Origin of the sequence: Pedobacter sp. MC2016-24 (assembly GCF_015223055.1) — a bacterium.
GTDB lineage: Bacteria > Bacteroidota > Bacteroidia > Sphingobacteriales > Sphingobacteriaceae > Pedobacter.
Map to the genome: position 1 here is coordinate 520,262 of NZ_JADFBX010000004.1, position 26,077 is coordinate 546,338.

The following is a 26,077-nucleotide window of genomic DNA, read 5'->3' on the forward strand; positions in this document are numbered from 1 at the left end:
GATAAATTCATCCCGCTGATCACTATTGTCTATATTTTAAAAGAAATAATAATACAATTATATACTAAAAAATGTAAATTTAGTATATAATTGTATTATTATTGTTTTTGATACGATTTCAGATCATTCAATATAAAGCGTGTCAGTATAATTGGTTATTAAAATTAACTACAGTTAAATATTATTTATATTTTAAATTAATTTGTCGTTATGGACTATCAGCTGCTCAAAGAAGTGATTGATCTCGTAGAAAAATTTGATGCTACTGTGGATTCCACATCTTATACAAAAGATTTATCTGGTTTCAGGCGTTGGGTTTTTGATGCTGAAAGAGAGACAAGTAATCCCTATGCTGAGCTGGATTGGGATGGAAAAGAAAATGGCAGAAGTGCAGATAGCGAGATCAGCACCTTAATTGTTCATATCAACAGGTACGCAAAAAACTATTCCAGGTCTGCGATATACAATTCTGCATTCAGTACGCAGGAAGAGTTCATATACTTAATTAATTTAAAGGCTTTTGGAGCAATGACTAAAACGGAGTTGATCAAAAGAAACATTCAGGAAAAACCTGTGGGTACGCAAATTATCAATCGACTGATAGGGCAGGGATGGATAGAACAGCATGATTCTTTAGAAGACAAGAGAAGTAAAATCATTTCGATTACGGCTAAAGGACTAGCGGCTTTGGAAGATAATATCGAAAAAATAAGACGGGCAAGCCAAATTGTTACCGGGGATCTCAGTCATGCTGAAAAAATGCATTTGATTAAAATACTTCAGAAATTGGACCGCTTTCATCAGGCCATACACGTCGAAAATATAGGGCCTGCTCAACTGATCGATATCGCCTACAATCAATTTTTACCACAAAAGAATTAAAATATAAATGATGTTAAAGAGACTTTTAATCAGCATGACCATTTACCCATTATCTTGAGTCCCTATGGTTATTCCACTTATAGGGGAAACTAAGGAGTTTAAAATGACATCCTTTTTTATGTTGAAATCAGATGCTAAAAAGGCGATAGCTATTGTCTTTTTGGCATCTGATTTCAGTATCCGTTGTTATTTAACACCGCATATCTGTGTTACAGGCTCCTGCAACTGAATAGTTGAAATTATTTTGCGTAAACGAAAGAAATGCTGTCTTTAACAATCAATCCGCTCATGTTTTGACCAACATAACTAACTGTATACTTCCCTGGTTTGGTAATTTGATATCCTTTTAAAAGATCAACGGTCGTAGTGGTGCTGTCTTTAGCATTCACAGCCACATAACTACTGGCTGGAGGTGGCATGATTCTTTTTGCCATTGCGCCCTTATAATCAACTTCTTCACCGGATGTTAATTTCACATCCAGATATTTGCTGATGAAGGGTTCAAAAGGTGTGTGCCATTTGCAAAAATGTTGCGTAGTGTCGGCATTGTTGTACACTGTGAATTTCAGTTCTACTGATTCGCCATTCTTAATCGTGTCTTTGATCGACATTTTTGCGAATAAGGCCTTTTCAGTCGCGCTGCCAACGGTCGTGGTAACCGTGGAGTCTGCAGCACTTGTACTGCTTTTTGCACCGTTGTTGTTCATTCCGCAAGATGAAAGTGCCAGGATAAGGGCGGTAGATAGTACTGAATTGAAGTTTTTCATAACACAAAAGTAACTTTTTTACCTGGGTTCTACACCATTTGTATTCGAGCTGATCTTAAAAGGTTGGACAATCCCCAGTTGTTAAATAACTTGGCTGATGCGCGTATTTGCTTACAAAAAAGTTCAGGTCACAGATCTAAAACCTCGTTTATGTCGTTAAGTATTGATAATATTGTACCAAGTAATACACGATGTTAAAAGAAACTTTCCCAGTACCGCAAAATGAGATGCAAAGGTTGCTGAGCTTATCTGAGCTGGACCTTGATTATTCTGAACTTTCTGAAGACTTTAAAGACCTGGCCATGCTCGCTGCAAAAGTAGCGGGAACAGACATTTCCCTGATTAACCTGATTGATTCTTATACCACCTGGACCATTTCCGGTCAGGGACTGGAAGTACAGCAAACCCCAAGGGAAGAGTCGCTATGCCAGTATACCATCATGGGGCAATCACAATTTGAAGTTTCGGATTTGTCCTTAGATCATCGTTTTAAAGATAAGGATTTTACTAAAGAGCCTTTGGCGCTTCGGTATTATTTAGGTGTACCCATTACGGATGCGCAGGGTTATCAGATCGGTTCGCTTTGCGTAGTAGATAAGCATCCTAAAAATCTGAGTCCTGAGAAAATCGAAATGTTGCGGATCATAGCAAGTCAGGTCATTCACCGGCTGCAGACTTACCAGGTTATCCGGGATTTGCAGTGCCAGGTAAAAAATGCGACTGAAACCAAAAGTAAAGTTGCACATGACATTCGCGGGCCACTGGCTGGTATCATCGGGTTATCCAATATCATCGCCCAGCAGGGCGATAGCAATACCCTGAGCGAAGTACTTGATTTTATACAACTGATCAACAAAAGTAGTAAATCACTGTTGGAGCTTGCCGATGAGATTCTCACCGAAGATCAGCAGACCAGGAAACTCTCAGGTAATGCGATGAACCTGAGTGTATTTAAATGCAAGTTGGAAGATCTTTATACTGCCCAGGCTAAACACAAAGGCATTAACCTGCAAATACAACTTGATGAGGGGAATACGCGCGCTGCTTTCCCTAAAAATAAATTGCTGCAGATCACGGGTAATTTAATCTCCAATGCCATCAAGTTTACCCCGCAAAACGGAACGGTTAAAGTGGTCATGAGCTTAATTGAGCAAACCAATCAGCACTTGCTGCATTTGATGATCTCAGATACTGGTGCGGGCATCAGCGAAAAAGCACTTCAGCACCTCGCGGATGGCAACAACTCAAGTACCGATGGTACCAGTGGAGAAAAAGGTTATGGCTTCGGACTTGAACTGGTTAAACACCTGATCAACGGTTTAGGTGGCACCATGGAAATTCACAACATCGAAGGGGCTGGGGCTTGCTTTAACGTAAAACTACCTTTTAAAAAACAAGTAGATTAGGCCTGTAGAAAAGATCGTCGCCTATATTTAAAACAATTGGCAATCTGCTTTTGTTCAATACAACAAATTCAATATTGAACATTCAGACTGCCAATGCATGAAACCTCAACTCCCGGCAAGAAACCGATAATGCCCAAGCTGCTGCTGATCTTGGGTCTCAGTATTTTATTGTCCGTTGAGGGCTATTTTGGCTATCAGCTGCATAAGCTTTCAGCGCAGCAGAAAGAAGCTAAAGAGGAATATTCCAATATCAATAACATTACTGCGGGCCTGTTTTCCGTTAAACAATGGCGGGATAAGGTTTCCGGTATCGTAAATCACCAGATCCGTGATTTTAAGCTTACGGCAAAACAAAAAAAAGAGCTGCAAAAGGAGGTGGAACAAATTATCTTAGCCCTGATTGACAAAGCCGAAGCTTTACTCAATAAACCTAAAAAGACCATAGGTGGAAAAATAAAGAAATTTGCCATCAAGACATTCGTGAATACAGATAAAATCAGGGCAAAAGCGCCAGGATTTGCAAAAACCATTCTGGCCGAAGTTGATGATCCTGACCGCAAAAATCAGCTTGGCAAAATGGCCATGTCTAAGTTCAATGCCCTGGAGCGTGCAGAATATCTGGACAGCACTGTCGCAGCCACAAAAGCAGCCACTGAAAAAATCTATAAAAAATACGGCGTCTCCTCCAATGAAGAATTGAATAAAAAACTATTTTCATCGCTTTCCCGCATCAGCGTTGAAACTTACCGTTATTCCTTTGCCATGTTAGGTTGCATCGTAGTGGTTTTATCGTTGTGGTGGATATTCAGAAAACGTACCGATCTCCACGCTACGCTCTTTATCATGTCGCTCATGTTTGCCTTTATACTGCTTGCCATTGGATTAACAGCTTCCATGATTGAAGTTGATGCACGCATCAAAGCGCTCGACTTTGTATTGCTGGGGGAACATGTGGTGTTCGAAAACCAGGTGTTGTTCTTTCAAAGCAAGAGTATCCTGGACGTAGTGAAAGTGTTGATCTCACAGCCAACTTCAGACTCGGTATTTGTAGGGGTATTGATTTTGATCTTCAGCATCTTGTTTCCGGTCATGAAGCTTAGCGCCACTGGCGTACACCTGCTGAGTAAAAAGAAAATCGCCGAGAACCGGATCATCAAGTATTTTGCTTTTTATTCTGGTAAATGGAGCATGGCAGATGTCATTGTGATCGCCATCCTGATGGTTTACATCGGATTGAATGGTTTGCTGGATAGCCAGTTAAAAAGCCTGAATATCCAAAGTGATGACCTGAACGTGATGACCACCAACAACACCGCCCTGCAACCTGGATTTATCATATTTATCAGTTTTGTATTGTACGGACTTATTTTATCGACCATCCTAAAATTTATATCTCCCCATGACTGCGATTAGAAAAACGAGCTTACCCGGTATGCTGCTGATCTTTGGATTAAGTGTCCTGCTTTGCGGAGAAGCCTGGTTTGGCTATCGCATATATACGCTTTCTGCTCAGCAGAAAAGTTTAAAAACAGATTACAGCGTGGCCAACAACATCAGCTTTGGCATTCTATCGATAGATGAATGGCGCGAAAAGATCTCTGCAATTGTAGAAGGCAAAATCGGCGAGTTCGACATGACGGCCCAACAGCAAAAAGACCTTCAGAAAAAAGTGGAGAAACAATTAAATAATCTCATCGGCAAGGCTGTAGCCGAAATCAATAAACCGCAGAAAAGTATTGGTGGTAAACTCAAAAAGCTGGCTTTTAATGCCTTGGTCGACCCCGAAGAGGTTCGGGAACAGGTGCCTTCATTTGCCAGTACCATCGTAAAGAGCATTAACAGACCTGCCGGCAAAAAAAGGCTTAAAAATATCCTGACCAGTAAAATTGACCAGCTGGAAGAAGAAACTTACGACAATACTGAACCGGCAAGCGTTACCGTAAGCAAACACATCTATAAAAAATACCAGGTTTCTGATGTTCAGGCTTTTGAAAAGACGATCAATTCGCAGCTCAATACGGTACATACTTCGATGATGAATTATACCTATGCCATGATCGGCTGCGTATTGCTGGCACTTTGCCTTTGGTGGTTTACCAGAAAGCAGGTTGGCCTGCATACCACCCTGTATATTTTATCCCTGTTGTTTGCCTTTGTGTTGTTGTGTGTAGGGGTTACGGCTACGATCATCGAAGTTGATGCCCGCATCCAGTCGTTAAACTTCATACTGCTCGGTGAAAAATTAGCCTTTACCAATCAGGTTTTGTTTTTCCAGAGTAAGAGCATCATGGGCGTGGTTACTTCATTGGTGGCGCAGCCTAAATTTGATGCCGTTCTTGTGGGCATACTCATTCTGCTGTTTGTCATCATCCTACCTGTATTGCGGCTGATTGGCAAAGGTATCCTGATCTTGGGCAAGGATCATTACGCCGACAATAAGGTGGTTAGGTTTTTAGCTTTTGATTTAGGGAAATGGGATATGGCCGATGTGATGGTTGTTGGCATTGCCATGACCTACATCGGCTTGAACGGAATTTTGCAAAGCCAGCTCTCCAATCTGAACATCAAGGAAGACCTGTTGTCCACCGCAACTCAAAATAATACCTCCCTGCAGCCTGGTTACTATATTTTCGTTGCCTACGTGGTGTATGCATCCATATTGTCATTGATTTTAAAGCGCTTTAAATCAGTAAAACTGCTCAAAGAGCAGCAAACAGTTTGATGCTGATAAATACCTGGATTTTCATCCTTGTGTATACAAGTAATTTAATTTACATTTGAAAATAACCTTAAAACCAAATTTAAATTATTTTATGAATCAGACTAAGGAGCAGGGCAGTTACAGAATGCCTTTTGTTGCAATTACTACGCTTTTTTTTATGTGGGGTTTTTTAACCTGCATGAATGATGTACTTATTCCCCACTTAAAAGAACTATTTCAGCTTAGCTATTTACAGTCGATGCTCGTGCAGTTTGTCTTTTTTGGCGCTTATTTTATTGGTTCGGTAATTTATTTTGTCATTTCTTATTTCCAAGGAGATCCCATCAACCGGATCGGTTATAAAAATGGAATGCTCCTGGGTTTGGTGATTGCTGCATTGGGTTGCTTTTTGTTTTTCCCTGCGGCAAAGTTTTCCAGTTACGGACTTTTCCTTACGGCCTTATTTATGCTTGGTTTAGGCTTTACCTTATTACAGATTGCCGCCAATCCTTATGTGTCGCTGCTGGGCAAGCCAGAAGGTGCATCCAGCAGGCTTAACCTTTCTCAGGCCTTCAATTCACTGGGTACAACCATTGCACCCATCGTCGGTGGCTTTTTGATTTTTGAATTCTTTGCTGTCAATGGAAAAATTACTGCCCAGGCTACAGAAATACCTTATGTAATTTTCACTGGTATCTTTTTGTTGCTGGCGGCTTTGCTATATAAAATTAAACTGCCAGATTTCAGGTCTGAAGAGGTTGCCGAACAAGGTCTGGGTGCCTTAAAATTTCCGCAGTTGAAACTTGGTATCGTGGCCATCTTTTTTTATGTGGGGGGTGAAGTGTGTATAGGTAGTTTTATCATCAACTTTCTGGCGCTTAAAGAGATCATGGGACTGACGGAATCGGTCAGTAAAAACTATCTGGCCCTGTATTGGGGTGGCGCAATGATCGGTCGCTTTTTAGGTGCCATTTCATTAAATCAAAATATAAACGGTCTGAAAAAAGGCTTGTATATGGTCTTAACTGCTGGCGCTGTATTCCTGTTAATCCTTGGTGTTGTTGACCTGAGTTTTAATCAGATTTCTGTGTTCCTCATCTTGATCGCTGTAAATCTGCTTGGCTTCTTCATTGGAAAGTCGGCACCAGCCCGCACGCTGTCCTTTTTTGCCCTGATTTCCGCGACCTTGATTTTGCTCACCATTTTTTCTACAGGAGCTACGGCCATGTGGGCCATACTTGGCGTAGGTCTTTTCAATTCCATCATGTGGTCCAATATTTTTACTTTATCCATCCATGGTCTGGGAAAATATACCAGTCAGGGATCGTCCTTACTGGTGATGGCCATTCTGGGCGGGGCCTTGCTTCCACTGCTGCAAGGGGCTATGGCTGATGTAATCGGTATCCACAAGTCCTTTTTTATACCTGTAATTTCCTATCTGTATATTGCTTTCTTCGGATTTTATTGTTCCGCAAAGCTGGGGGTAGTCAAGGCAGCACAAGTTGCGGGAGGGCATTAAGCCTCCGCAACTTGTGCTACCTACGTTTTAATGCGCTTAAAAATAATCGTGTAAGAAGTATGCTGCGGTATTGCAATACACTGAAGAGTAAATACTCAGATTTTTAACATTCGTTTGCAAGCGCCTTTTCATATGTACAACAGGATGACTTGTCTTGATGTCTAAAAGTTTGCTGATGTTTTTATCTGCATGTATTGCCCATATTTTTTGTTCACCCTCATTCACTTCAATTTTATAGTGCTCTTTCAGCACTTTAAAAAGTGAGCAGTTTTCCAGGTTCCTTGAACTGAACCGGGCCAGACTGATGTTCGTAATGTAGGTTTCCTCATACAAAACTGGCATGCCGTCAATATGCCTTAGTCTGGTAAAAAATATACATCCACGACTTTGTTCTTCGGGATTTAATTCATAAAAAAAATCAGCAGGCCAATTTTGTTTGGTTTGCTTCTGCAGTATGGCTGTGGTTAAAACCTGGTCGCCTACACCTGCGGTAACTCCACTCAGGGACAGAATACCCAATCCTTGTCTGGGTTCTGAAACGATACTGCCCTTGCCATGTCTTCTGGTGATATAGCCCATATTGGTGAGACCAGTTAAAGCCTGTCTCACGGTAACCCTGGTGGTGCTGTAAGTTTTACAAAGGTCGTTTTCTGATGGAAGCAACTCGCCTTTTTTATATGCTCCTTTGTCTATCAGTGTTTTAAGGTCATCAATGACTTTTTTATATAAAGGGGATGTTTCTTTTTTGTTCATCAATGTTAGGTTTAGCGTTTTACTCGCAAATGTAGTTATTTATAGTTATTTATATCCATATGACTATACAAGTTGTCTTTTGTTGTCTTGACTATACAAGTGAAAATAAATATGAGATTTATCTTGTATATACAAGTTGTTTTATTTATGTTTGATTCAGGATGTTCGAAAGGGCAGGAAACCGAACCAAACCAAATAAGCTAACCAAACCAAAACCAAACACTCATTCGTATGAACGTAAAATTCTGTATGTACTTTTCCCGATTTTTATGTGCGGGAATCTGGTTGTCCGTCAGTAGTTCTTTATATGCCCAGGTTAAACCATCTAATCTGGATCATGTTGACCCTACGATCGGAGGTGTGGGCCTGATCCTGGAGCCTGCACGCCCCTTGGCGCATTTGCCAAACAGCATGCTGAGGATGCATCCCTTAAAAAAGGACCAGCTGGATGACCAGGTTGCTGGATTTCCGCTTTCGGTCATTTCACATCGTATAGGTGCTGCATTTCTATTTCTTCCTTTATATGAAGCGCAAACTGCAAAGGATGCGGGGATAACCATTCACCATGAAGTGACCAAACCTTACTTTTATGAGCTGACCGATGAAAGATTTTACAATACGGTATCCTTTTCTCCTGCTGCCAGAAGTGGCTTTTTTGAACTGAAAAATGCCAGCCAATCCCGGAAGTTTCGCTTCAGCTTATCCGTGATGAACGCAAACGGAAAAATTGAACGCATCGGGACGAACGATCTGGCAGGAACGGAAGATTATAATGGGATGAAAGTTTACTTTTTTGCAAAAACAAATGGAAAAATAAGTCAATTCCAACAGGAAACAATTGCCGGAAAATCAGCGGTTGTCGCCAGCCTGGAAACTGAGTCTGCAAGCTTCTCGTTTAAATATGGTATCTCGCTGATCAGCATTGACCAGGCCAGGCAAAACCTGGAAAAAGAAATCGGCGAAGATACGTTTGAAACCGTAAAAGCCAAAGCGCGTTCGGCCTGGGAAAAGGCGTTGAACCTCATTCAGGTTTCAGGAGGCACCGAGGCTCAGAAACGTACTTTTTTTACAGCTTTGTACCGTACCTACGAAAGAATGGTTGATGTCAATGAATATGGTCATTATTATAGTGCTTATGATCACCAGGTTCATTCCTCAGCCGGTGCTTTTTTTGTCGACAACTGGATATGGGACAGCTATATTGCTTTGCAGCCATTAACCATGATTCTGGATCCCGATAAGGACCAGGCCATGATCAGATCCTATATTACCATGTATCAGCAAAGTGGCTGGATGCCTTCATTTGCGGTTACGTTCGGCGATTGGCCCGCTATGATTGGAAATCACGCGGCAGTATGGATGGCCGATTCCTGGAACAAAGGACAACGTAATTTTGATCTCAGATCTGCTTACGAGGGTTTGAGAAAGAATGCACTGGAAGCGACCTTGTTGCCCTGGAGAAATGGACCTGCCAGTTCACTGGATTCATTTTACAATAAAAATGGCTACATGCCAGCGCTTGCAGCCGGACAAAAAGAAACTGTCAAAGTAGTAGATGACGTTTGGGAAAAGCGGCAGGCTGTATCGGTCACCCTGGAAAACAGTTATAGCGACTGGTGTATCGCACAACTGGCCGGTCCTGCAGGTTATCCCGATGATCAATCTCTGTTCCTGAAAAGGGCTGCCTTTTACCGGAATGTTTTCAGAACAGAAAAAGGGATGGTCTGGCCAAAAGATCAAGCGGGGAATTGGATTGAACCTTATGATCCAAAACTTTCCGGCCGGGAGTATTTTACGGAGAACAATGCTTACATCTACAATTGGCATGTCAAGCATGATCTGAACAGTTTATTTGACTTGATGGGCGGACGTAAAAATGCCGAAGCCAAGCTGGATCAGTTGTTTCGCGAAGATCTCAGTCTGCCCAAATGGAAGTTCTGGGCCAATCAGCCCGATGCATCCGGACTGGTCGGTCAGTTTGTGATGGGCAATGAACCCGGATTACATATCCCTTATTTGTACAATTATCTTGGAAGTCCCTGGAAAACGCAAAAGCGGATCCGGATGCTGATGGATACCTGGTTTAGGGCTGATGTTTTCGGTATGCCTGGTGATGAGGATGGGGGAGCCATGTCTGCATTTGTGGTATTCTCCATGATGGGTTTCTTCCAGGTTACACCAGGTGTCCCTGTTTACACGATTGGAAGTCCGTCGTTCGAAAGCATCAGTATCCAGCTGCCCAACGGAAAAAAATTCAGCATCCTGGCTAAAAATAATTCAAAAGACAAGGTCTATATCCAGCAGGCTAAAATGAATGGCCAGCTGCTAACCGAACCCATGTTTACGCACGATCAGCTCGCAAATGGAGGTACTCTTGAGCTTCTGATGGGCGATAAGCCCAATAAACAATGGGGTGTCAGGCAAAATTAAACTTCCCCAGTTACAGCATAGTGTTTATCAAGCAATAGCAACCAGCAAATTATGAATGTCATATTAACTAAAAGAAAAGTGCAGGTATGTAACTTTTCCCTGAAGATCTTTGTGCTCTTTTTTGGGATGGTTTTTACAACTGCAACCAAGGGATTCTCTGCAATGGAGTTAATCCGCCCACCAAAGGAAATCAGAGGTCGGGTAGTCGACCGGCAGGGCAAACCTATTGAAGGAGTCTCTGTCACAATTTTTGGTACAAAAACCGGAAGTAGTACCAACAGCAAAGGGCAGTTTGTTTTAAGTGTACCTGATGGTGCCGAGCCAATGCTGGTGTTCTCCTATGTAGGATATCAGACCCGGAATTTCAAACTTTCTGGTCAGAATAACCTCAACGTGACCCTGGAAATTGATGAGTCCGGACTGGATGAGGTGGTTGTAGTTGGCTATGGTACCCAGAAAAAACTAACCATTACCGGGGCAATTTCTACTGTCGGATCAGAAGACCTGGTGCGGTCGCCCAACGCCAGCGTAGCCAATACACTTGCGGGCAGGGTTACCGGTTTCAGCAGTGTTCAGTTTTCCGGAAGACCTGGTGGTGATGATCCGATAGGCTTTGTTCGGGGGCTCGGGTCGCTCAGCTCCGATGCTTCTGCACCTTTAACCCTGGTAGATGGGGTTGAACGTCCCTATACACAGCTTGATCCCAATGAGATTGAGTCGGTGTCGGTCTTAAAGGATGCATCTGCAACGGCAGTTTTTGGGGTAAGGGGTGCCAATGGAGTGATCATTGTCACCACCAAAAGAGGTACAGAAGGGGCGCCTAAAATCAGTTTCACCAGTTCTGCCGGTTTTCAGAAAGCCTCAAGGCTACCTGAATTTGTAGACAGTTACACACATGCGCTGATGTATACAGAAGCGCAGTTAAACGACAATCCGAATGCCGTGCTGAAGTTTACGCCGGAAGCAACTGAGGCATTCAGGACAAATTCCGACCCGATCATTTATCCCAATACCAATTGGATGGAATATATACTTAAGCCATCTGCTTTTCAGTCCCAGCAAAACATCAACCTGTCGGGCGGTACCAAAGCGGTTAAATATTTTGTGTCGCTGGGTTATCTGAAACAGGATGGCCTCTTCAGGATTTTTGATCAGCCTGACAACACCAATTATGGATACAGACGTTATAATTACCGCGCCAATCTGGATATCGATGTCACCAATACCACCAGGTTATCCCTTACTACAGGTGGCAGGAGTGAGATCCGTGATGAACCACTTACAGAAGAGCCGCAATTTAGCATCTGGCGTAACATTTATTTTTCCCAACCTTACCGGGGGATCGGTATTGTCAATGGCAGACACATCCAAAGTGACCCCCGGTATGTATCAGGTGAGTTGCGGGATGCACTTAACGGTTATTACGGACGGGGCTTCCAGCATGCGGCCACCAATCCGCTCAATATTGACCTGAACCTGAATCAGAAACTTGATGTTTTGACAAAAGGACTTGAGTTCAGGATCAAGGGCGCATACAATGGAACTTATGCTTTTACCAAAACCAGAACCTCCAGCAAGGCTGTTTACAGGGCAAATTACCTGCATGATCTGGATCCTACTGCACCGGATGATAAGACCATTGTGTACAAAAAAATAGGAGAAGATGGCATCCTCGGGTATAGTGAATCGTTCTCGAAAGCGAGGGACTGGTATTTTGAAACCGCCTTCGCTTACAACCGTACCTTTTCATCACATACTTTGAGCGGACTTTTGCTTTACAATCAGAGTAAAACCTTTTATCCTTCATCCTATGTGGATATTCCAAGAGGTTATGTTGGTTTGGTTGGAAGGATTACCTACGACTATAAATCAAAGTATTTGCTGGACATGAACATGGGCTATAACGGTTCCGAAAACTTTGCACCTGGCCGACGCTTTGGCTGGTTTCCAGCAGTGTCTGCGGGTTGGGTAATGTCAGAAGAAAAGTTCATGAAAGACCATCTTTCTTTTATCGAATACCTGAAAATCAGGGGTTCTTACGGCGTGGTTGGAAACGACAGGATGGGCAGCAGCAGATTCCTTTATCTTCCGGATAGTTATTTTACCAATGCTGGCGGCTATAGTTTTGGGGTAAATGTGCCTGAAAATCAAATCGGTGCTGCTGAGGGTAAAGTAGGTAATCCATTGGTTACCTGGGAGAAATCAAGGAAAAAGAACATTGGTTTTGAACTGAATATGTTTAAAGGAAAAATTGGGATCGTTGCCGATTATTTCACAGAACACCGGGATAAAATCCTCACCACCAGACAAGCCGTTCCGGGCATTCTGGCCATTGACCTTCCTGCCGTTAACATTGGCGTAGTCGACAATAAAGGTTATGAATTACAGCTCAAATGGCGCGATAAAATCGGTCAGGTTGGCTACATGATCAGTCCCAACGTATCCTTTGCCCGCAACAAAATCATTGATATGGATGAGATTCCGCAGAACGAAGCTTACCTGTTGCGCACAGGGAATCGTGTAAACCAGCCTTTTGGTTATATTTTTGACGGGTTCTGGACCGAAAGTGATGTGGCGAATAAGGCCGCTTTCCCCAATGCAAATTACGATGCAAAACCTGGCGATCTGAGGTATAAGGACCTGAACGGAGATGGCGTGATCAATATTGATGACCAACGGCCGATCGGATTTCCTGAATACCCGGAATATACTTTCGGTTTAACTTTACAAGCCCAATACAAAGGTTTTGATATCAATATGCTTTGGACCGGGGCAACACATGTTTCCAGGGCATTCCAAGGCTCTTTCCAGATACCTTTTGGTCCTACACAGGCATTCGGGCTCATGAAATACATGGCCGACGGTCGGTGGACGCCTGAAAGGGCAGCTGATGCCACTTATCCAAGGATGTCCTTTCTGGGCGTAGAAAACAACACCAAATACAGCGACTTCTGGTTACGGGATGCTTCTTACCTCAGGTTAAAAAACATGGAGCTGGGTTACCGCTTTGATGCCACTAACATCCGATTTTTGAAAAAGGCAGGTATTTCGAGCCTGCGCATCTATGCCAATGGCTATGATCTGTTGACTTTTGATAAACTGAAGGTGATAGATCCGGAATCATTGCCAAATGAAAACGCCCAGTACCCCTTAATGAAAATATACAACTTCGGTTTTAACGTCACCTTTTAACAAGAGCTTAAACATAGCGGATTATGAAAAATATGATAATTGCGGTTTTACTATTGGCCCTGATGGCCACAGGCTGTAAAAAAATAGGAAATGATTTTTTAGAAAAACCACCAAGTGTCGACGTCACAAAAGATACCATATTTTCCAATGTAGTTTATGCCAAGCGTTTTCTGACCGGCGCTTATGCCACGCTGCACTATGGCTGGATTTATGATTTCTCTCCAAAGGGTTTTGGTATGGACGCCGATATCTTAGAATCGCTTACCGATATCGGGCAAACCTACCGTACAGATGGTGCAGCCTACCGGATCTACTACTCGGGGCAATACAGCGCCGCAACGGAAAATAATCCAACCAATACCAAGTACAGTTTCCTGGCTGAAGACAGTTGGGTCGGGATCAGAAAAGCCTATATTTTTATGGAGAATATAGACCGGGTTCCCGATGCCAGTGCGCTCGAGAAAAAGACATTGAAAGCAGAAGCAAAGATGATCGTTGCCATGCATTATTGTGATATGTACCGTCACTTTGGCGGACTTCCCTGGATAGACCACGCCATTGGCGTGAATGAAAGGTCAGACTATCCCAGGTTGACCAGCCTGGCTACTTTAAATGCCATTGTAAAATTAATTGACGAGGCAACGCCTGATTTGCCCTGGACAATTACCGACCTGAGTAATGAGGACGGGCGGTTTACCCAGGCTTCGGCATTGGGATTGAAATCCCGGATCCTGCTTTTTGGGGCAAGTCCGCTTTTCAACAACGCAACGCCCTATCTGGATGGTGAAGCTTCTCAAAAACAACTGACCTGGCATGGAAATTATGACGCCAACCTCTGGAAGCGGGCTGCTGATGCAGCGGCAGAACTGATTCAGAAAGTAGAGACACAGCCAGGTTACCGGGTCATTAAAACCGGAAACCCCAGACAGGATTTCCAGGATTCCTATTACAAAAGAGGGAACGGAGAAATCCTGATCTCTACCAGGATCAGGTATAAAAATGAAGGTGATTACGATTACCTGGGGATGTTCATACTTCGGATTCATGGCATCGGTTGCCCGACCCAGGAATATGTAAACATGTTTTCAACGGCTGCAGGTGTGCCAATTTCCGATCCGGCTTCTGGTTATAGTGCTGCGAATCCTTATAAAAACAGGGACCCCCGATTGTATGAAACGGTACTGGTCAATGACGATAGCTATGCCGGACGTACCGCCCAGTTGTGGGTAGGGGGAATAGAACGCCTGTCGTTGGGGCAGCAGCAAGCCGCTACAGGTTATGGTGTCAGAAAATTCCTGCTGGATAATGTAAGCGCCTATGGCGCAGTGATCCAGTTCCCATACCTCCGGTTAACCGAAATCTACCTGTCTTACGCCGAAGCGGCAAATGAATTGAACAATGGGCCAACTACTGAGGCTTACCGCTGTGTAAACCTGGTGCGGAACCGCGTTGGCCTACGCGATCTGCCCGCCGGTTTAAGTAAATCAGATTTCCGCGAGGCCATTCTGACGGAACGTGCCTGCGAGTTTGGTTATGAAGAAGTACGCTGGTTTGATCTGATCAGGTGGAAAAGGGCCAGTGATTTCACGAAAACACTGCATGGCCTGAACACCTTTAAAAATCCAGACAATACCTTCCGGTACGAACTATTCGAGCTGCCTCCGCGTGCATGGCAAAAGACTTTTTCACCGAAATGGTACCTGAGTGCCCTTCCTCCAAACGAAGTGAACAAAGGATATGGTCTGATTCAAAATCCAGGATGGTAATGCAGATGGTTTTACAAACTCAACTAAAAATCTTTAACATGACAAAGGAATATATCAAGGCCATTTACGTGTTGCTATTGCTCACACCGCTTAGCTATACAGGCTTTGCCCAGCAGCTGGCTAAAACAAAACCAGCGGATACCACCAGGCAGACGGAACTGGTTCCCCTTGGATTTGGCATCATGCGCAATCGCAGCGAAATTACTTCAGCGGTAGGCCTTGCCAATGCCGCTGACCTGGAAAAAAGAATGGCCATCAATCCCGCAAATGCCCTGTTTGGGTTAATCCCCGGGTTGGCAGTGATGCAAAAAGGGGGCGCAAGCTGGGAGAACGATCCACAAATGCTCATCAGAGGTGCAGGTACGTTCAGGGATGCCTCCATGCTCATCCTGGTGGATGGTTATGAGCGGCCAATTGCTTCACTGTCCCTCGGGGAAATTGAAAGCGTAGTGGTGCTGAAAGATGCGGCAGCATTGGCCGTTTACGGTACCAGGGGGGCAAATGGCGTCTTGCTGATTACCACCAAACGTGGCGAAACCGGCCGCAATAAAGTGGAACTGAATTACGAACATGGGATTACACAGGCCAGCCGATTGCCGAAGTTTTTAGATGCATACGGCTACGCCCAGGCGATGAATCAGGCCCGGGCCAATGACGGTCTGAGTCCGTTATATACGCAACAGGCACTGGATGCCTATCAGTCGGGTTCTTCTCCATTCTTTTTTCCCAATGTGAACTGGCAGGAGGAATCGCTCCGTGACCATGGAACAACGAATAATCTTCGCGCCACTTTCCAGGGCAAAACAAATGCAGTGCGTTATTTCACCCTGTTGAATTACCAGAACGACGAAGGCTTATTGAAACCCGTAAATGAGAACGAAGGTTACAGTACCCAGTTGAAATATGGCAAATTTAATTTCCGCTCTAATGTGGATGTAAACATCACCAAAACCACCCTTTTTAAAGTTGGCTTAAGCGGAAACCTGCGGGAGACCAATACACCGGGTAATTCCGTTTCCAGTTTGATACGGGCAATTTACAACACGCCCGCCAATGCCTTTCCGGTAAAAACATACAACCATATTTTTGGTGGTACCCCCAATTTCACCAGTAATCCTGTCGGACAGATTTCTGCTATGGGTTATCAGAATACACAGATCCGGGAGTTGCTGGCCGATGCCAGTCTGGAACAAAAATTAGATGTGATCTTACCCGGTTTATCGGTAGCGGGTGCTGTAGCGTACGACAATTCCGCCACTTATGCAGAGGGGAAATTGAAACAATATAAATATCAGTCGCTTTCTTTGATCAATGGTCCGGGCGGTAAGTTAGATTCTGTGGCAACGACTTATCGCAGCGACAGTGAACTGGCTTATTTCAGTAACCTGTCGAACCAGTGGAGCCATGCTACGGTGCAGGCCAAGTTAAAATACGAAAAAAGCTGGGCCGGCCAGTCGCTGGACGCCATGCTCTTATACCAGCAGGACAAACTGATCCGTAACGGACAATCCAATACCTATATCCATCAATTGCTTTCCGGTGTGCTCCATTATGCCAAAAACAGGAAGTACTTTGCCGATCTGGTTATTGCGTACAGCGGCACCAATGTATTGCCAAAAAACAACCGTTTTGGTGTATTTCCCGCGCTGTCACTTGGCTGGAATATATCTGAAGAAAAATGGTTCAACACAGGCTTTTTTAACAATTTAAAACTCCGGGCTTCCTCGGGGCTGACCGGCAACGACCTCGTTCCGCAAAACCTTTCTGAAGTACAGTTTAATGGAACGCTGCCTTATTATTTTACAGCAAATAACACCAGTTCCGTAGGTTGGCAGGAAGGTCGTGTTCCTTCGGGAAATGTAACCTATGAAACTGCAATCAAACACAACCTGGGGATAGATGCAACCATGTTGGGGATGTTTGATCTGAATCTGGATCTTTTCTATGACCATCGGAAAAATATCCTTGTGGAGTCTGATGGCTTGGTATCCAGTGTTCTTGGTGCAGCTAAACCACTTTTAAGTGAAGGGGTGGTCAACAATAAAGGAATGGAGGCCGGCTTGAAATTTTATCAGAACAAGCGTGCGCTGAGTTATTATGTAGGTGCACAGTTTGCTTATTCACGCAATAAGATCATCGCTATGGCTGAGGCTTTTCAACCTTACAGTTATTTATCCAAAACCGGCAGGAGCATTGGGCAGAGCTTTGGCCTGGAAGCCATAGGTTTCTTTAAAGATGCTGCAGATATCGCAAATAGCCCATTGCAAACATTTTCTGCAGTAAAACCTGGAGATATCAAGTATAAGGACCAGAATGGCGATGGCATCATCAACACCAATGATGAAAAGGCATTGAATTACAATACCGTTAATCCGGAAATCTATTATTCCGCATCTCTTGGACTTCAGTACAAAGGATTTGGATTAGATGCCATATTCCAGGGGATCGCCAATAAATCTATTTACCTCAACACCAGGAGTATTTTCTGGCCGCTTTCCGGGAACAACAACATTTCAGAATTTTCGGCCAACAGCTGGACTCCTGCTACAGCGGCCACAGCAACATTACCGCGCCTGTCTACCTTGGGCAATGAGAACAATTACCGTTCAAACAGCATCTGGATGGCTGATGCTTCATATTTTAAACTGAGGTCACTGATGGTCTATTATAAAGTCCCACAAAAGTTCAGTTCCAGGCTAAAACTGTCCAGTGCCAAAATTATCCTGAGAGGGATGGATTTATTTACCATAGACAAGATTGACGTTGTGGACCCTGAGGCCATCGGTGCAGTTTATCCGATCTATTCCACGTACAGTGTGGGTTTACAAATTGGTTTTTAAGCTATTAAAAAGATTGTTATGAAATACATTAAGAAATACCTGAGCTGCCTTGCATTGCTGTCCGTGTTGCTGAGTTGCAGTAAAAGCCTTGACTATAGTGAGACTACGTTTTACAATGAAGATGCGGTATTGAGCAGCCCGAATTTGTATAAAGCGCTGTTGACCTCAATTTATACCTACCTGCCTACCGATTTTAACGGGATTGATGGTGCGATGCGTTCTGCCGCGTCTGATGATGCGGTGCATGTATGGGATTTGTCGGCCATTAAAAGGTTTAACGATGGCAGCTGGAGTGCATTGCAACCTTTAGACGATCAATGGGGTACTTTATACACTGCGATCAGATCGGCCAACAGGTTTTTGAAGATTTCTGCCGGCCAGACTTTTGAAGACCTCCGCTACAATGACGGTTATGCGGAGATGATGCTCCAATATAACAACTATCCCTATGAAGCCAGGTTTCTGCGTGCATTTTTCTACTTTGAGCTGATTAAACGTTATGGCGATGTGCCTTTAATTACCACGCCATTAACTGTGGAGGAGGCCAATGCAGTCAAAAAATCAACATATAGCCAGGTGGTTGATTTTATTGTTGCAGAATGTGATGCCATTATTCCTAAACTCCCGGCCAGCTATGCAACTTTGCCTGGGGCAGAGACCGGAAGGGCAACCAAAGGTGCGGCTTATGCGTTAAAGGCCCGTACACTGCTGTATGCTGCGAGTCCCCTGCACAATCCGGGTAATGATCAGGCAAAATGGATTGCAGCGGCTACTGCTGCCAAGCAACTCATGGATTTACAGTTGTATTCCTTGTTGCGCAGATATCGGGAAATGCCCAACAACATTGGTTCGGTTGAATTGATCCTGGAAACCCGTCAAGGTTTCTCCAATACCTATGAAGCCGCCAATTTTCCGGTAGGTTATGAAGGAGGAAATACCGGTACCTGTCCAAGCCAGAATCTGGTAGATAGCTATGAAATGGTGGCTAATGGCAAAGGGATTAATGAACCTGGTTCTGGTTACGATCCCAATAACCCGTATGCAGGCAGGGACCAAAGGCTGGGTGAAACGATACTTGCTGATGGTGCAACCTGGAAAGGTTCAGCCATCCAGGTGTGGGACGGTGGCCGTAATGGCAAACCCAACGAAAGGGCAACCAAGACTGGTTATTATTTGAAAAAATATGTGATTGAGGCTGTTTCTCTAAGTGCTGCTGCACCGACTACACAGCAGCACAGCTGGATGCTTTTCCGCTATGGCGAGGTCTTGCTCAACTATGCTGAAGCCATGAATGAAGTTTATGGACCCTATACTACAGGCCCCGGTATTTTAAATATGACAGCGTATGATGCGGTAAACCTGGTTAGGGTAAGAGGCCGGATGCCCATATTTCCTGCCGGGATGAGTCAGGCTGATTTCAAAACAAAACTGAGAAATGAGCGGCGGGTGGAGCTAGCTTTTGAGGACCACCGTTTCTGGGACATCAGGAGATGGAAAATAGGCAGTTCAACCACTGATATCTATGGGATGGAAGTAAACCGTTCAAGTACCGGCGCATTGAGTTATACCCGTAAACTGGTAGAAACGCGTGTCTGGAACAATAAAATGAACCTATACCCGATTCCTCAAAATGAACTCTATATCAATAAAAACCTTACTCAAAATCCGGAATGGTAAAAAAAACACAGATGAAAATGATTAGAAGGCCGGTTGTGGGGTTGTTGTTGATGTATCTCCTGCTCGCCTTTACTCCGGCTAAGGCCTTCCAGGACGATGAAAAGCAAAGCATGGCCCGGGTGAAGCAAATGGCCGAAAAGCTAATCGCTACAGGCTATTCGGCAGGGCAGGCTTATCAGGAAATATGGATCAGGGACTTTAACACCTTTGCAGGTCTGGCCTGCCATGTAAACGATACCAAAGAAATCAGGCAAATCCTGATCAACTTTCTGAAGTTTCAGCAAAACGATGGTGCCATTGTTGACGGTTACGTTGCTGTCGATAAAAAGGAGAAGTATCAATATTATTATGCCAAATCGTTGCCGGGTTATGCGGCGCATAAAAATACCATTGAGACCGATCAGGAGAGCTCCCTGTTGCAGGCCGTTAAAAAGTATATCGATTTTACTGGTGATACCGCTTTTTTACAGGAAGTTGTAGATGGAAAAACGGTGTCTGCCCGGTTGGAAAATGCACTCTTGTTTTTGTACAATAAGCGTTTTAGTAAAAAATACGGTTTGATATGGGGTGGAACAACAGCCGATTGGGGGGATGTGCAACCGGAAAATAAGGTCGGCATTGTACTCGATGAACATTCAAACCTGGCCATTGACATTTATGACAATGCGATGCTGGTTATTGCCCTTGAAGGTTATACTTCCTTGCTGAAGCATGATCCGCAAAGAAAATCATTTTGGCTGAAGCGTTTGCAGGACTTGCGCAAAAATATCCGTACCCACCTTTGGGATGCAAAAAATCAAAAGTTTAAGCCCCACATTTATCTGTTGAATTCGCCTTTTCCAAAGGATTTCAATGAGAATGCAATCTATTACCATGGGGGTACCGCGGTTGCAATTCAGGCTGGTTTGCTGAGTAAAAAGGAGGTGTTGGCTGCTTACCACAAAATGCTGGACAACCAGCAAAAAGCAGGGGCAGCCTCCATCGGTCTGACGCTTTATCCAGCCTATCCTAAAGGCTATTTTTTGCATCCCATCCTGACTTATCCGTATACCTATCAGAATGGTGGCGACTGGACCTGGTTTGGGGCGAGAATGGTCACCCAGCTGGTCCGCTATGGCTATATCGAGGAAGCAAAAGCTGCACTCAAACCAATGCTGGACCGGACAATTAAGTACAACGATTTTAACGAATGGTTCCTGATGGACAATACACCTGCACCTGGTACCGGATCTTATCGCGGTACGGCCGGCGTGTTGTGGGAAGCGATTGTGGCCCTGGAACAACAGGCTGGAAACGGGGGAGGTTTGGAAGTCGACTATGTCAATACGACCATAGGCACTGCACACCGCGGCTTTCGGGACGACGTTGAAGGTGGTGGCACTTTTCCCTGTGTGAACCGGCCTTTTGCTATGACCAATTTTATACCCCAGACTACACAAAATAAAATGGGGCTCGGACCTTATTTGTATGAAAGGGATACCATTATCGGGTTTCTGGCTACACATCAGCCAATGTTGTGGATGGGCGACTATGGCTATGTTTCGGTGATGCCGCAGGTGGGTAAGCTGAAAGTGATGCCTAAAGAACGCGGGATGCATTTTTCACATGATCGGGAAGTGGCAAAACCTTATTATTATTCGACAGAATTGAACAATGAGGCCGGGCAACTGATCAAAGCCGAAACTTCTGCAGCCAGTCGCGCAGCACTTTATCGCTTTACTTTTCCTGAATCCAAGGATTCGAGATTTGTAATCCAGGGCATTAACCTCGCACCTGAACTGACCGATAGCGACAACGATTTTACCGAGCGTCTGCGCATATTGAAAGGTTATGTTTTTGTAGATACAGTCAGAAACTGCATCATCGGTTACAATCCCGACAGGCACGCTACGCAGCTTGGTCCTCCCTTACCAAATTTCAAAGGATATTTTGTCATCCAGTTCGACAAGCGGTTTAACTCATTCGGTACCTGGGACAATGGAATTACTACGGCCGGGCAAACCGAGCAATATGGCACACGAATGGGCGCTTATGTAAACTTTGAGACCAAAGCCAATGAGGTAGTCAAAGTAAAAGTCGCCACTTCATTTATCAGTGTGGAACAAGCTCTTGAAAATTTAAACCAGGAAATACCCCATTGGGATTTTGATGCTGTTGTTGCTGCTACACGCGAGGCATGGCAACAGCAGTTGCGTAAAATAAAAATTGATCAGGTCACAGCAGAGCAGCGTACTGTTTTTTACACCGCGCTATTTCATACGATGTTATTTCCCAGGGAATTTTCTGAATACGGGCGGTACTATAGCGCCTTTGACGATAAGATTCATGCAGGTGTGTCTTACAATGATTTTTCATTATGGGATACTTTCCGTGCACAGCATCCGCTGATGACCTTGCTACATCCGGAACGGGTAAATCCCATGGTCAGGTCCTTATTGCAAATGTATCAAGAGGGTGGATGGTTGCCGAAATGGCCCAATCCGGGTTATACAAATATCATGATCGGTACACATGCCGACGCCATGATTTCTGATGCTTATGTGAAGGGCTTCAGGGGGTACAATGTCAACCTTGCCTGGGAGGCGATGATGAAAAATGCTACTGTTGCGCCTGAAAAAGATCTGGAGAAGAAATGGGGTGGCCGTGACATCTGGACAGGTATTGAGGCCAGGGCCGGACTAAGTGGTTTTTTGAAATACGGCTATGTTCCTGGCGGAGAAGTGATTGGTGAGTCTGTATCCAGGACCATAGAATTTGGCATCGACGACTGGTGCATTGCGCAGGTTGCCAAATCGATGGGTAAGCCCAAAGTATATCAGGAGCTGATTAAAAGAAGTAAGTACTATAAAAACCTGTATAATCCCGCAACGGGATTTATGGCGCCTAAAGACAGGTTCGGGAATTGGGTGAGTAACGTGGATGAAGGTTTTACAGAAGGGACAAAATGGACTTATCTTTTTGGTGCTATGCACGACGTGCCGGGTATGGTTAAGCTGTTTGGTGGCCCGGAGGTTTTTGCAAAAAAACTGGATGAAAATTTTCAAGGCAACCATTACCGTCATGACAATGAGCCGGGGCATCACTATGCGTATTTATATAATTATGCAGACCAGCCATGGAAAACCCAGGAATTGCTGCGTAAATATACATCAACCAATAATTACAGGAATGCGCCAATGGGCATCAATGGAAATGACGATTGCGGACAAACATCCGCCTGGTATATTTTCAGTGTAATGGGCTTTTATCCGCTGGTACCTGCTTCCAACCAATATGTCATTGGTGCAGCACAATTTCCATCGCTAAAAATCGAAGTTCAGAAAGGTAAGTATTTTGAAGTCAAGTCCGGAAACCTATCCGAAAAGAACCGGTACGTTAAAGCCGTCTTTTTAAACGGCATAAAGCTGAGGTCGTTTTTAATCAGTCATGCAGCTATTGTAAATGGTGGTGTATTGGAATTTGTCATGACAGACCAGCCTTCCGAAAGTTTCAAATGAGCAAATTATTTATCTCCAACATGTATATACAAGTTATGAATTAATCCTATATTTAAGATATGAAAAATTACAAGTTAAACAGGTTATTTAATCGTAAATCCGGCAACTGTTTCGATGTTGCCATTGACCATGGTTTTTTTAATGAGTACGCTTTTTTAAGTGGAATAGAAAACGTTCAGAAAGCAGTAGAGGTGCTGGTTGAGGCTGCTCCTGATGCGATCCAGTTAACCCTGGGCCAGGCGCAATATTTACAGTCCATACCGGGAAGGGAAAAACCTTCATTGGTCTTGAGAACTGACGTGGCCAATGTATATGGCAAAGAACTGCCTACGACCTTATTTAGCCGGATGATTGAAAATCCGGTTGAGCAGGCCGTACGGCTAGACGCAACCTGTGTTGTGGTTAACCTTTTCAGCATTCCGGGCGCGCCCGAAGTAACGGATCAGTGTATCCAGAACATTTTGAAGCTTAAACCGCTTTGTGAGCAGTATGCTATGCCCTTAATGATTGAGCCACTGGTGTTCAGACCGAACCATGAGGCTGGTGGTTATATGGTGAATGGCGATCCCCAGCAAATTATTCCGCTGGTAAGGCAAGGGGTAGAACTGGGTGCGGATATCATCAAAGCAGATCCTACGGATGACATTGATCAATACCATAGAATCGTTGAAATCGCCGGCAATATTCCGGTGCTTGTACGCGGAGGTGGAAAAGCAACGGATGAAGAAATCCTGGACAGGACATTCGGGTTGATGCAACAAGGGGTAAGGGGGATTGTTTACGGTAGAAATGTGATCCAACATGCAAATCCGGCAGGAATGACCAAGGCACTGATGGCAATTGTCCATGAAGGAGCCCGTCCCGCCGAAGTCATGCACCTGATCCAGTCGGCAAATTTAATCGCTCAATAATTATAAAAAAAAGTATAAATGAAAACAGTGAATATAGGGATAATTGGTGGTGGTTTGATGGGAAAAGAGGCTGCAAGCGCCTTTGGAAGATGGTTTGCCTTAAACGATTTCCCGGTTAAGGTGGCCTTGACAGCCGTTTGTGACCTCAATCCGGAGGTCCTGTCGTGGTATGATGGTGTGCCTTCGGTAAAGTTAGTGACAACCGATTATAAAGAATTACTTGCCGATGCAGATGTAGATGTGGTTTATGTGGCCTTGCCACATCATCTGCATCAAAAATATTATCTTGAAGTATTGGAATCCGGTAAAGACCTGTTGGGCGAGAAACCTTTTGGTATAGATCTGTTGGCTGCTTTAGAAATTAAAGCGGCTGCGGAGCAAATGGGTCGTTTTGTGCGCTGCAGTTCTGAAATGCCTTTTTTACCAGGTCCGCAAAGGGTCATTGAAGAAGTACGTTCGGGAAGGCTCGGTCAGATTATCGAAATTAAGAGCGGCTTCTTACATTCCAGCGATCTGGATCCGGATAAGCCCATCAACTGGAAAAGGCAGAACCAGTTTTGCGGGGAAATTGGTGTGATGGGTGACCTGGGCATGCACGTGCTTCATGTACCCCTGAGGCTGGGCTGGAAGCCACATCGCTTACACGCCCAGTTGCAAAAAATCATTACCGAAAGACCCGATGGCAAAGGTGGGATCGCCATTTGCGATACCTGGAACAATGCTGTCCTGAATACAACAGTGCAGATTGATCAGGAGGATGTACCCATGACCCTGGAGATGAAACGTATTGCCCCAGGTGAAACCAATACCTGGTACATTGAGGTACTGGGTACGCAGGGTGGTGTAAAATACAGCACCAAGGATACCAAAGCACTGTGGACATTCAAATGTGAAAAAGAGCAGGTATGGCAAAGAACAGATTTAGGTTTTAAAGGCATGCCTTTTCCAACCATAACGGGTGGTATTTTTGAACCTGGGTTTCCGGATTGCTTTATGCAGATGCTCGCCGCCTATGTTGCTGAAAGGGCAGGGGCTTTAGCAGGTAGGTTTGGCTGTGTAACCCCTCAGGAAGCATTGGACAGCCATTATGTATTCAATGCCGGCTTGAAGTCTTTTGCCAGTCAAACTGTAGAAAATATTCATTATCATCAGACTCAGCCCGTATGAAGAGATCAACAATTAATCAAACAATAAGCGATGCGCGCAACTTCTTTGAACAAAATGGCTGGGCATTGCCTCCAGCGCCGAGGTGGGATGTGACAGATTTTGGTTTGGGCGATTTTTCTACCTGTGGACTGGTACTGGTTAACCTGGCAGAAGAAACGGAGTATTGTGAAAAGCTGATGTATGCTACAAAGGGGCAGTTGACCCCTGCACATACCCACCTGAAAAAGAAGGAGGACATCATTTGCCGCAATGGGGTATTGGTGTTGCAATTGTGGACAAATGATCCGGCAAAGCCGGATACAAATCGTCAGCTCCAGGTTAAAGTAAACGGACAGTACCGGATGCACCATTCTGGCGCCCTGCTTGTGTTGCAGGCAGGCGAGCGGGTCACGATAGAATCCGGTGTATGGCATGCCTTTTTTCCTGATACTGCAGCATGCATTATTGGTGAGGTATCTACGGCCAATGATGACCTGAACGACAATTACTTTTCAAATCCGGAAATTGGTCGTTTTTCTCACATTGACGAGGACGTTGCGGCAGATGTTAAACTTTTAAGCGATCAGTAA

At 44.3% G+C, this 26,077-nt stretch carries 17 protein-coding genes; 15 read left to right on the top strand and 2 right to left on the bottom strand.

Annotation, left to right across the window (positions count from 1 at the left end):
* Positions 1 to 210 precede the first annotated feature (210 nt).
* Both IM797_RS13170 and IM797_RS28715 read left to right on the top strand, forming a co-directional pair.
* A complete protein-coding gene (locus tag IM797_RS13170) occupies positions 211 to 882 on the top strand; it encodes a MarR family winged helix-turn-helix transcriptional regulator (RefSeq protein ID WP_194127586.1) in 672 nt (223 codons plus the stop codon).
* 3 nt (positions 883 to 885) lie between these two features.
* Complete coding sequence (locus tag IM797_RS28715) at positions 886 to 975, top strand: hydroxyisourate hydrolase (RefSeq protein ID WP_194127645.1); 90 nt, start codon at positions 886 to 888, stop codon at positions 973 to 975.
* 146 nt (positions 976 to 1,121) lie between these two features.
* On the opposite strand, the gene IM797_RS13180 is transcribed toward IM797_RS28715, so the two are convergent.
* Complete coding sequence (locus IM797_RS13180; protein ID WP_194127587.1) at positions 1,122 to 1,649, bottom strand: protease; 528 nt, start codon at positions 1,647 to 1,649, stop codon at positions 1,122 to 1,124.
* Positions 1,650 to 1,840: 191 nt separating this feature from the next.
* Between IM797_RS13180 and IM797_RS13185 the strand changes: the two genes are divergently transcribed.
* The 4 genes from IM797_RS13185 to IM797_RS13200 all read left to right on the top strand — a co-directional run bounded on the left by IM797_RS13185 (position 1,841) and on the right by IM797_RS13200 (position 7,275).
* A complete protein-coding gene (locus IM797_RS13185) occupies positions 1,841 to 3,055 on the top strand; it encodes a GAF domain-containing sensor histidine kinase (RefSeq protein ID WP_194127588.1) in 1,215 nt (404 codons plus the stop codon).
* 129 nt (positions 3,056 to 3,184) lie between these two features.
* On the top strand, positions 3,185 to 4,468 hold the full coding sequence (locus IM797_RS13190; protein WP_228098840.1) for a paraquat-inducible protein A: 1,284 nt from the start codon (positions 3,185 to 3,187) through the stop codon (positions 4,466 to 4,468).
* On the top strand, positions 4,455 to 5,777 hold the full coding sequence (locus IM797_RS13195; protein ID WP_194127590.1) for a paraquat-inducible protein A: 1,323 nt from the start codon (positions 4,455 to 4,457) through the stop codon (positions 5,775 to 5,777). Before IM797_RS13190 ends, IM797_RS13195 begins: the two co-directional genes overlap by 14 nt.
* A 91-nt stretch (positions 5,778 to 5,868) precedes the next feature.
* Complete coding sequence (locus IM797_RS13200) at positions 5,869 to 7,275, top strand: sugar MFS transporter (RefSeq protein WP_228098841.1); 1,407 nt, start codon at positions 5,869 to 5,871, stop codon at positions 7,273 to 7,275.
* 36 nt (positions 7,276 to 7,311) lie between these two features.
* Here IM797_RS13200 and IM797_RS13205 read toward each other — a convergent pair whose 3' ends face one another.
* Complete coding sequence (locus tag IM797_RS13205; RefSeq protein WP_194127591.1) at positions 7,312 to 8,028, bottom strand: GntR family transcriptional regulator; 717 nt, start codon at positions 8,026 to 8,028, stop codon at positions 7,312 to 7,314.
* 231 nt (positions 8,029 to 8,259) lie between these two features.
* On the opposite strand from IM797_RS13205, the gene IM797_RS13210 reads away from it, so the two are divergent.
* The 9 genes from IM797_RS13210 to IM797_RS13250 are packed head-to-tail and all read left to right on the top strand — an operon-like array spanning position 8,260 to position 26,077.
* On the top strand, positions 8,260 to 10,458 hold the full coding sequence (locus tag IM797_RS13210) for a glycoside hydrolase family 92 protein (RefSeq protein WP_228098842.1): 2,199 nt from the start codon (positions 8,260 to 8,262) through the stop codon (positions 10,456 to 10,458).
* A gap of 51 nt (positions 10,459 to 10,509) precedes the next feature.
* Positions 10,510 to 13,650 (top strand): TonB-dependent receptor, encoded by a 3,141-nt coding sequence (locus IM797_RS13215; RefSeq protein ID WP_194127592.1) that lies wholly within the window; start codon positions 10,510 to 10,512, stop codon positions 13,648 to 13,650.
* Positions 13,651 to 13,673: 23 nt separating this feature from the next.
* Positions 13,674 to 15,416: a RagB/SusD family nutrient uptake outer membrane protein gene (locus tag IM797_RS13220; protein WP_194127593.1), complete on the top strand. Its 1,743-nt coding sequence runs from the start codon at positions 13,674 to 13,676 to the stop codon at positions 15,414 to 15,416.
* A gap of 38 nt (positions 15,417 to 15,454) precedes the next feature.
* The gene (locus IM797_RS13225) at positions 15,455 to 18,256 is read left to right on the top strand and encodes a SusC/RagA family TonB-linked outer membrane protein (protein ID WP_194127594.1); all 2,802 of its coding nucleotides are present in this window, start codon (positions 15,455 to 15,457) and stop codon (positions 18,254 to 18,256) included.
* 18 nt (positions 18,257 to 18,274) lie between these two features.
* Positions 18,275 to 19,933 (top strand): RagB/SusD family nutrient uptake outer membrane protein, encoded by a 1,659-nt coding sequence (locus tag IM797_RS13230; RefSeq protein ID WP_194127595.1) that lies wholly within the window; start codon positions 18,275 to 18,277, stop codon positions 19,931 to 19,933.
* Between the two features lie 11 nt (positions 19,934 to 19,944).
* Positions 19,945 to 23,430, top strand: a complete 3,486-nt coding sequence (locus tag IM797_RS13235; RefSeq protein WP_194127596.1) for a GH92 family glycosyl hydrolase — start codon at positions 19,945 to 19,947, stop codon at positions 23,428 to 23,430.
* A 59-nt stretch (positions 23,431 to 23,489) separates the two neighbouring features.
* Positions 23,490 to 24,341, top strand: coding sequence for a class I fructose-bisphosphate aldolase (locus IM797_RS13240; protein WP_194127597.1), 852 nt, complete (start codon positions 23,490 to 23,492; stop codon positions 24,339 to 24,341).
* Positions 24,342 to 24,359: 18 nt separating this feature from the next.
* On the top strand, positions 24,360 to 25,508 hold the full coding sequence (locus tag IM797_RS13245; RefSeq protein WP_194127598.1) for a Gfo/Idh/MocA family protein: 1,149 nt from the start codon (positions 24,360 to 24,362) through the stop codon (positions 25,506 to 25,508).
* Positions 25,505 to 26,077: a D-lyxose/D-mannose family sugar isomerase gene (locus IM797_RS13250; RefSeq protein WP_194127599.1), complete on the top strand. Its 573-nt coding sequence runs from the start codon at positions 25,505 to 25,507 to the stop codon at positions 26,075 to 26,077. Before IM797_RS13245 ends, IM797_RS13250 begins: the two co-directional genes overlap by 4 nt.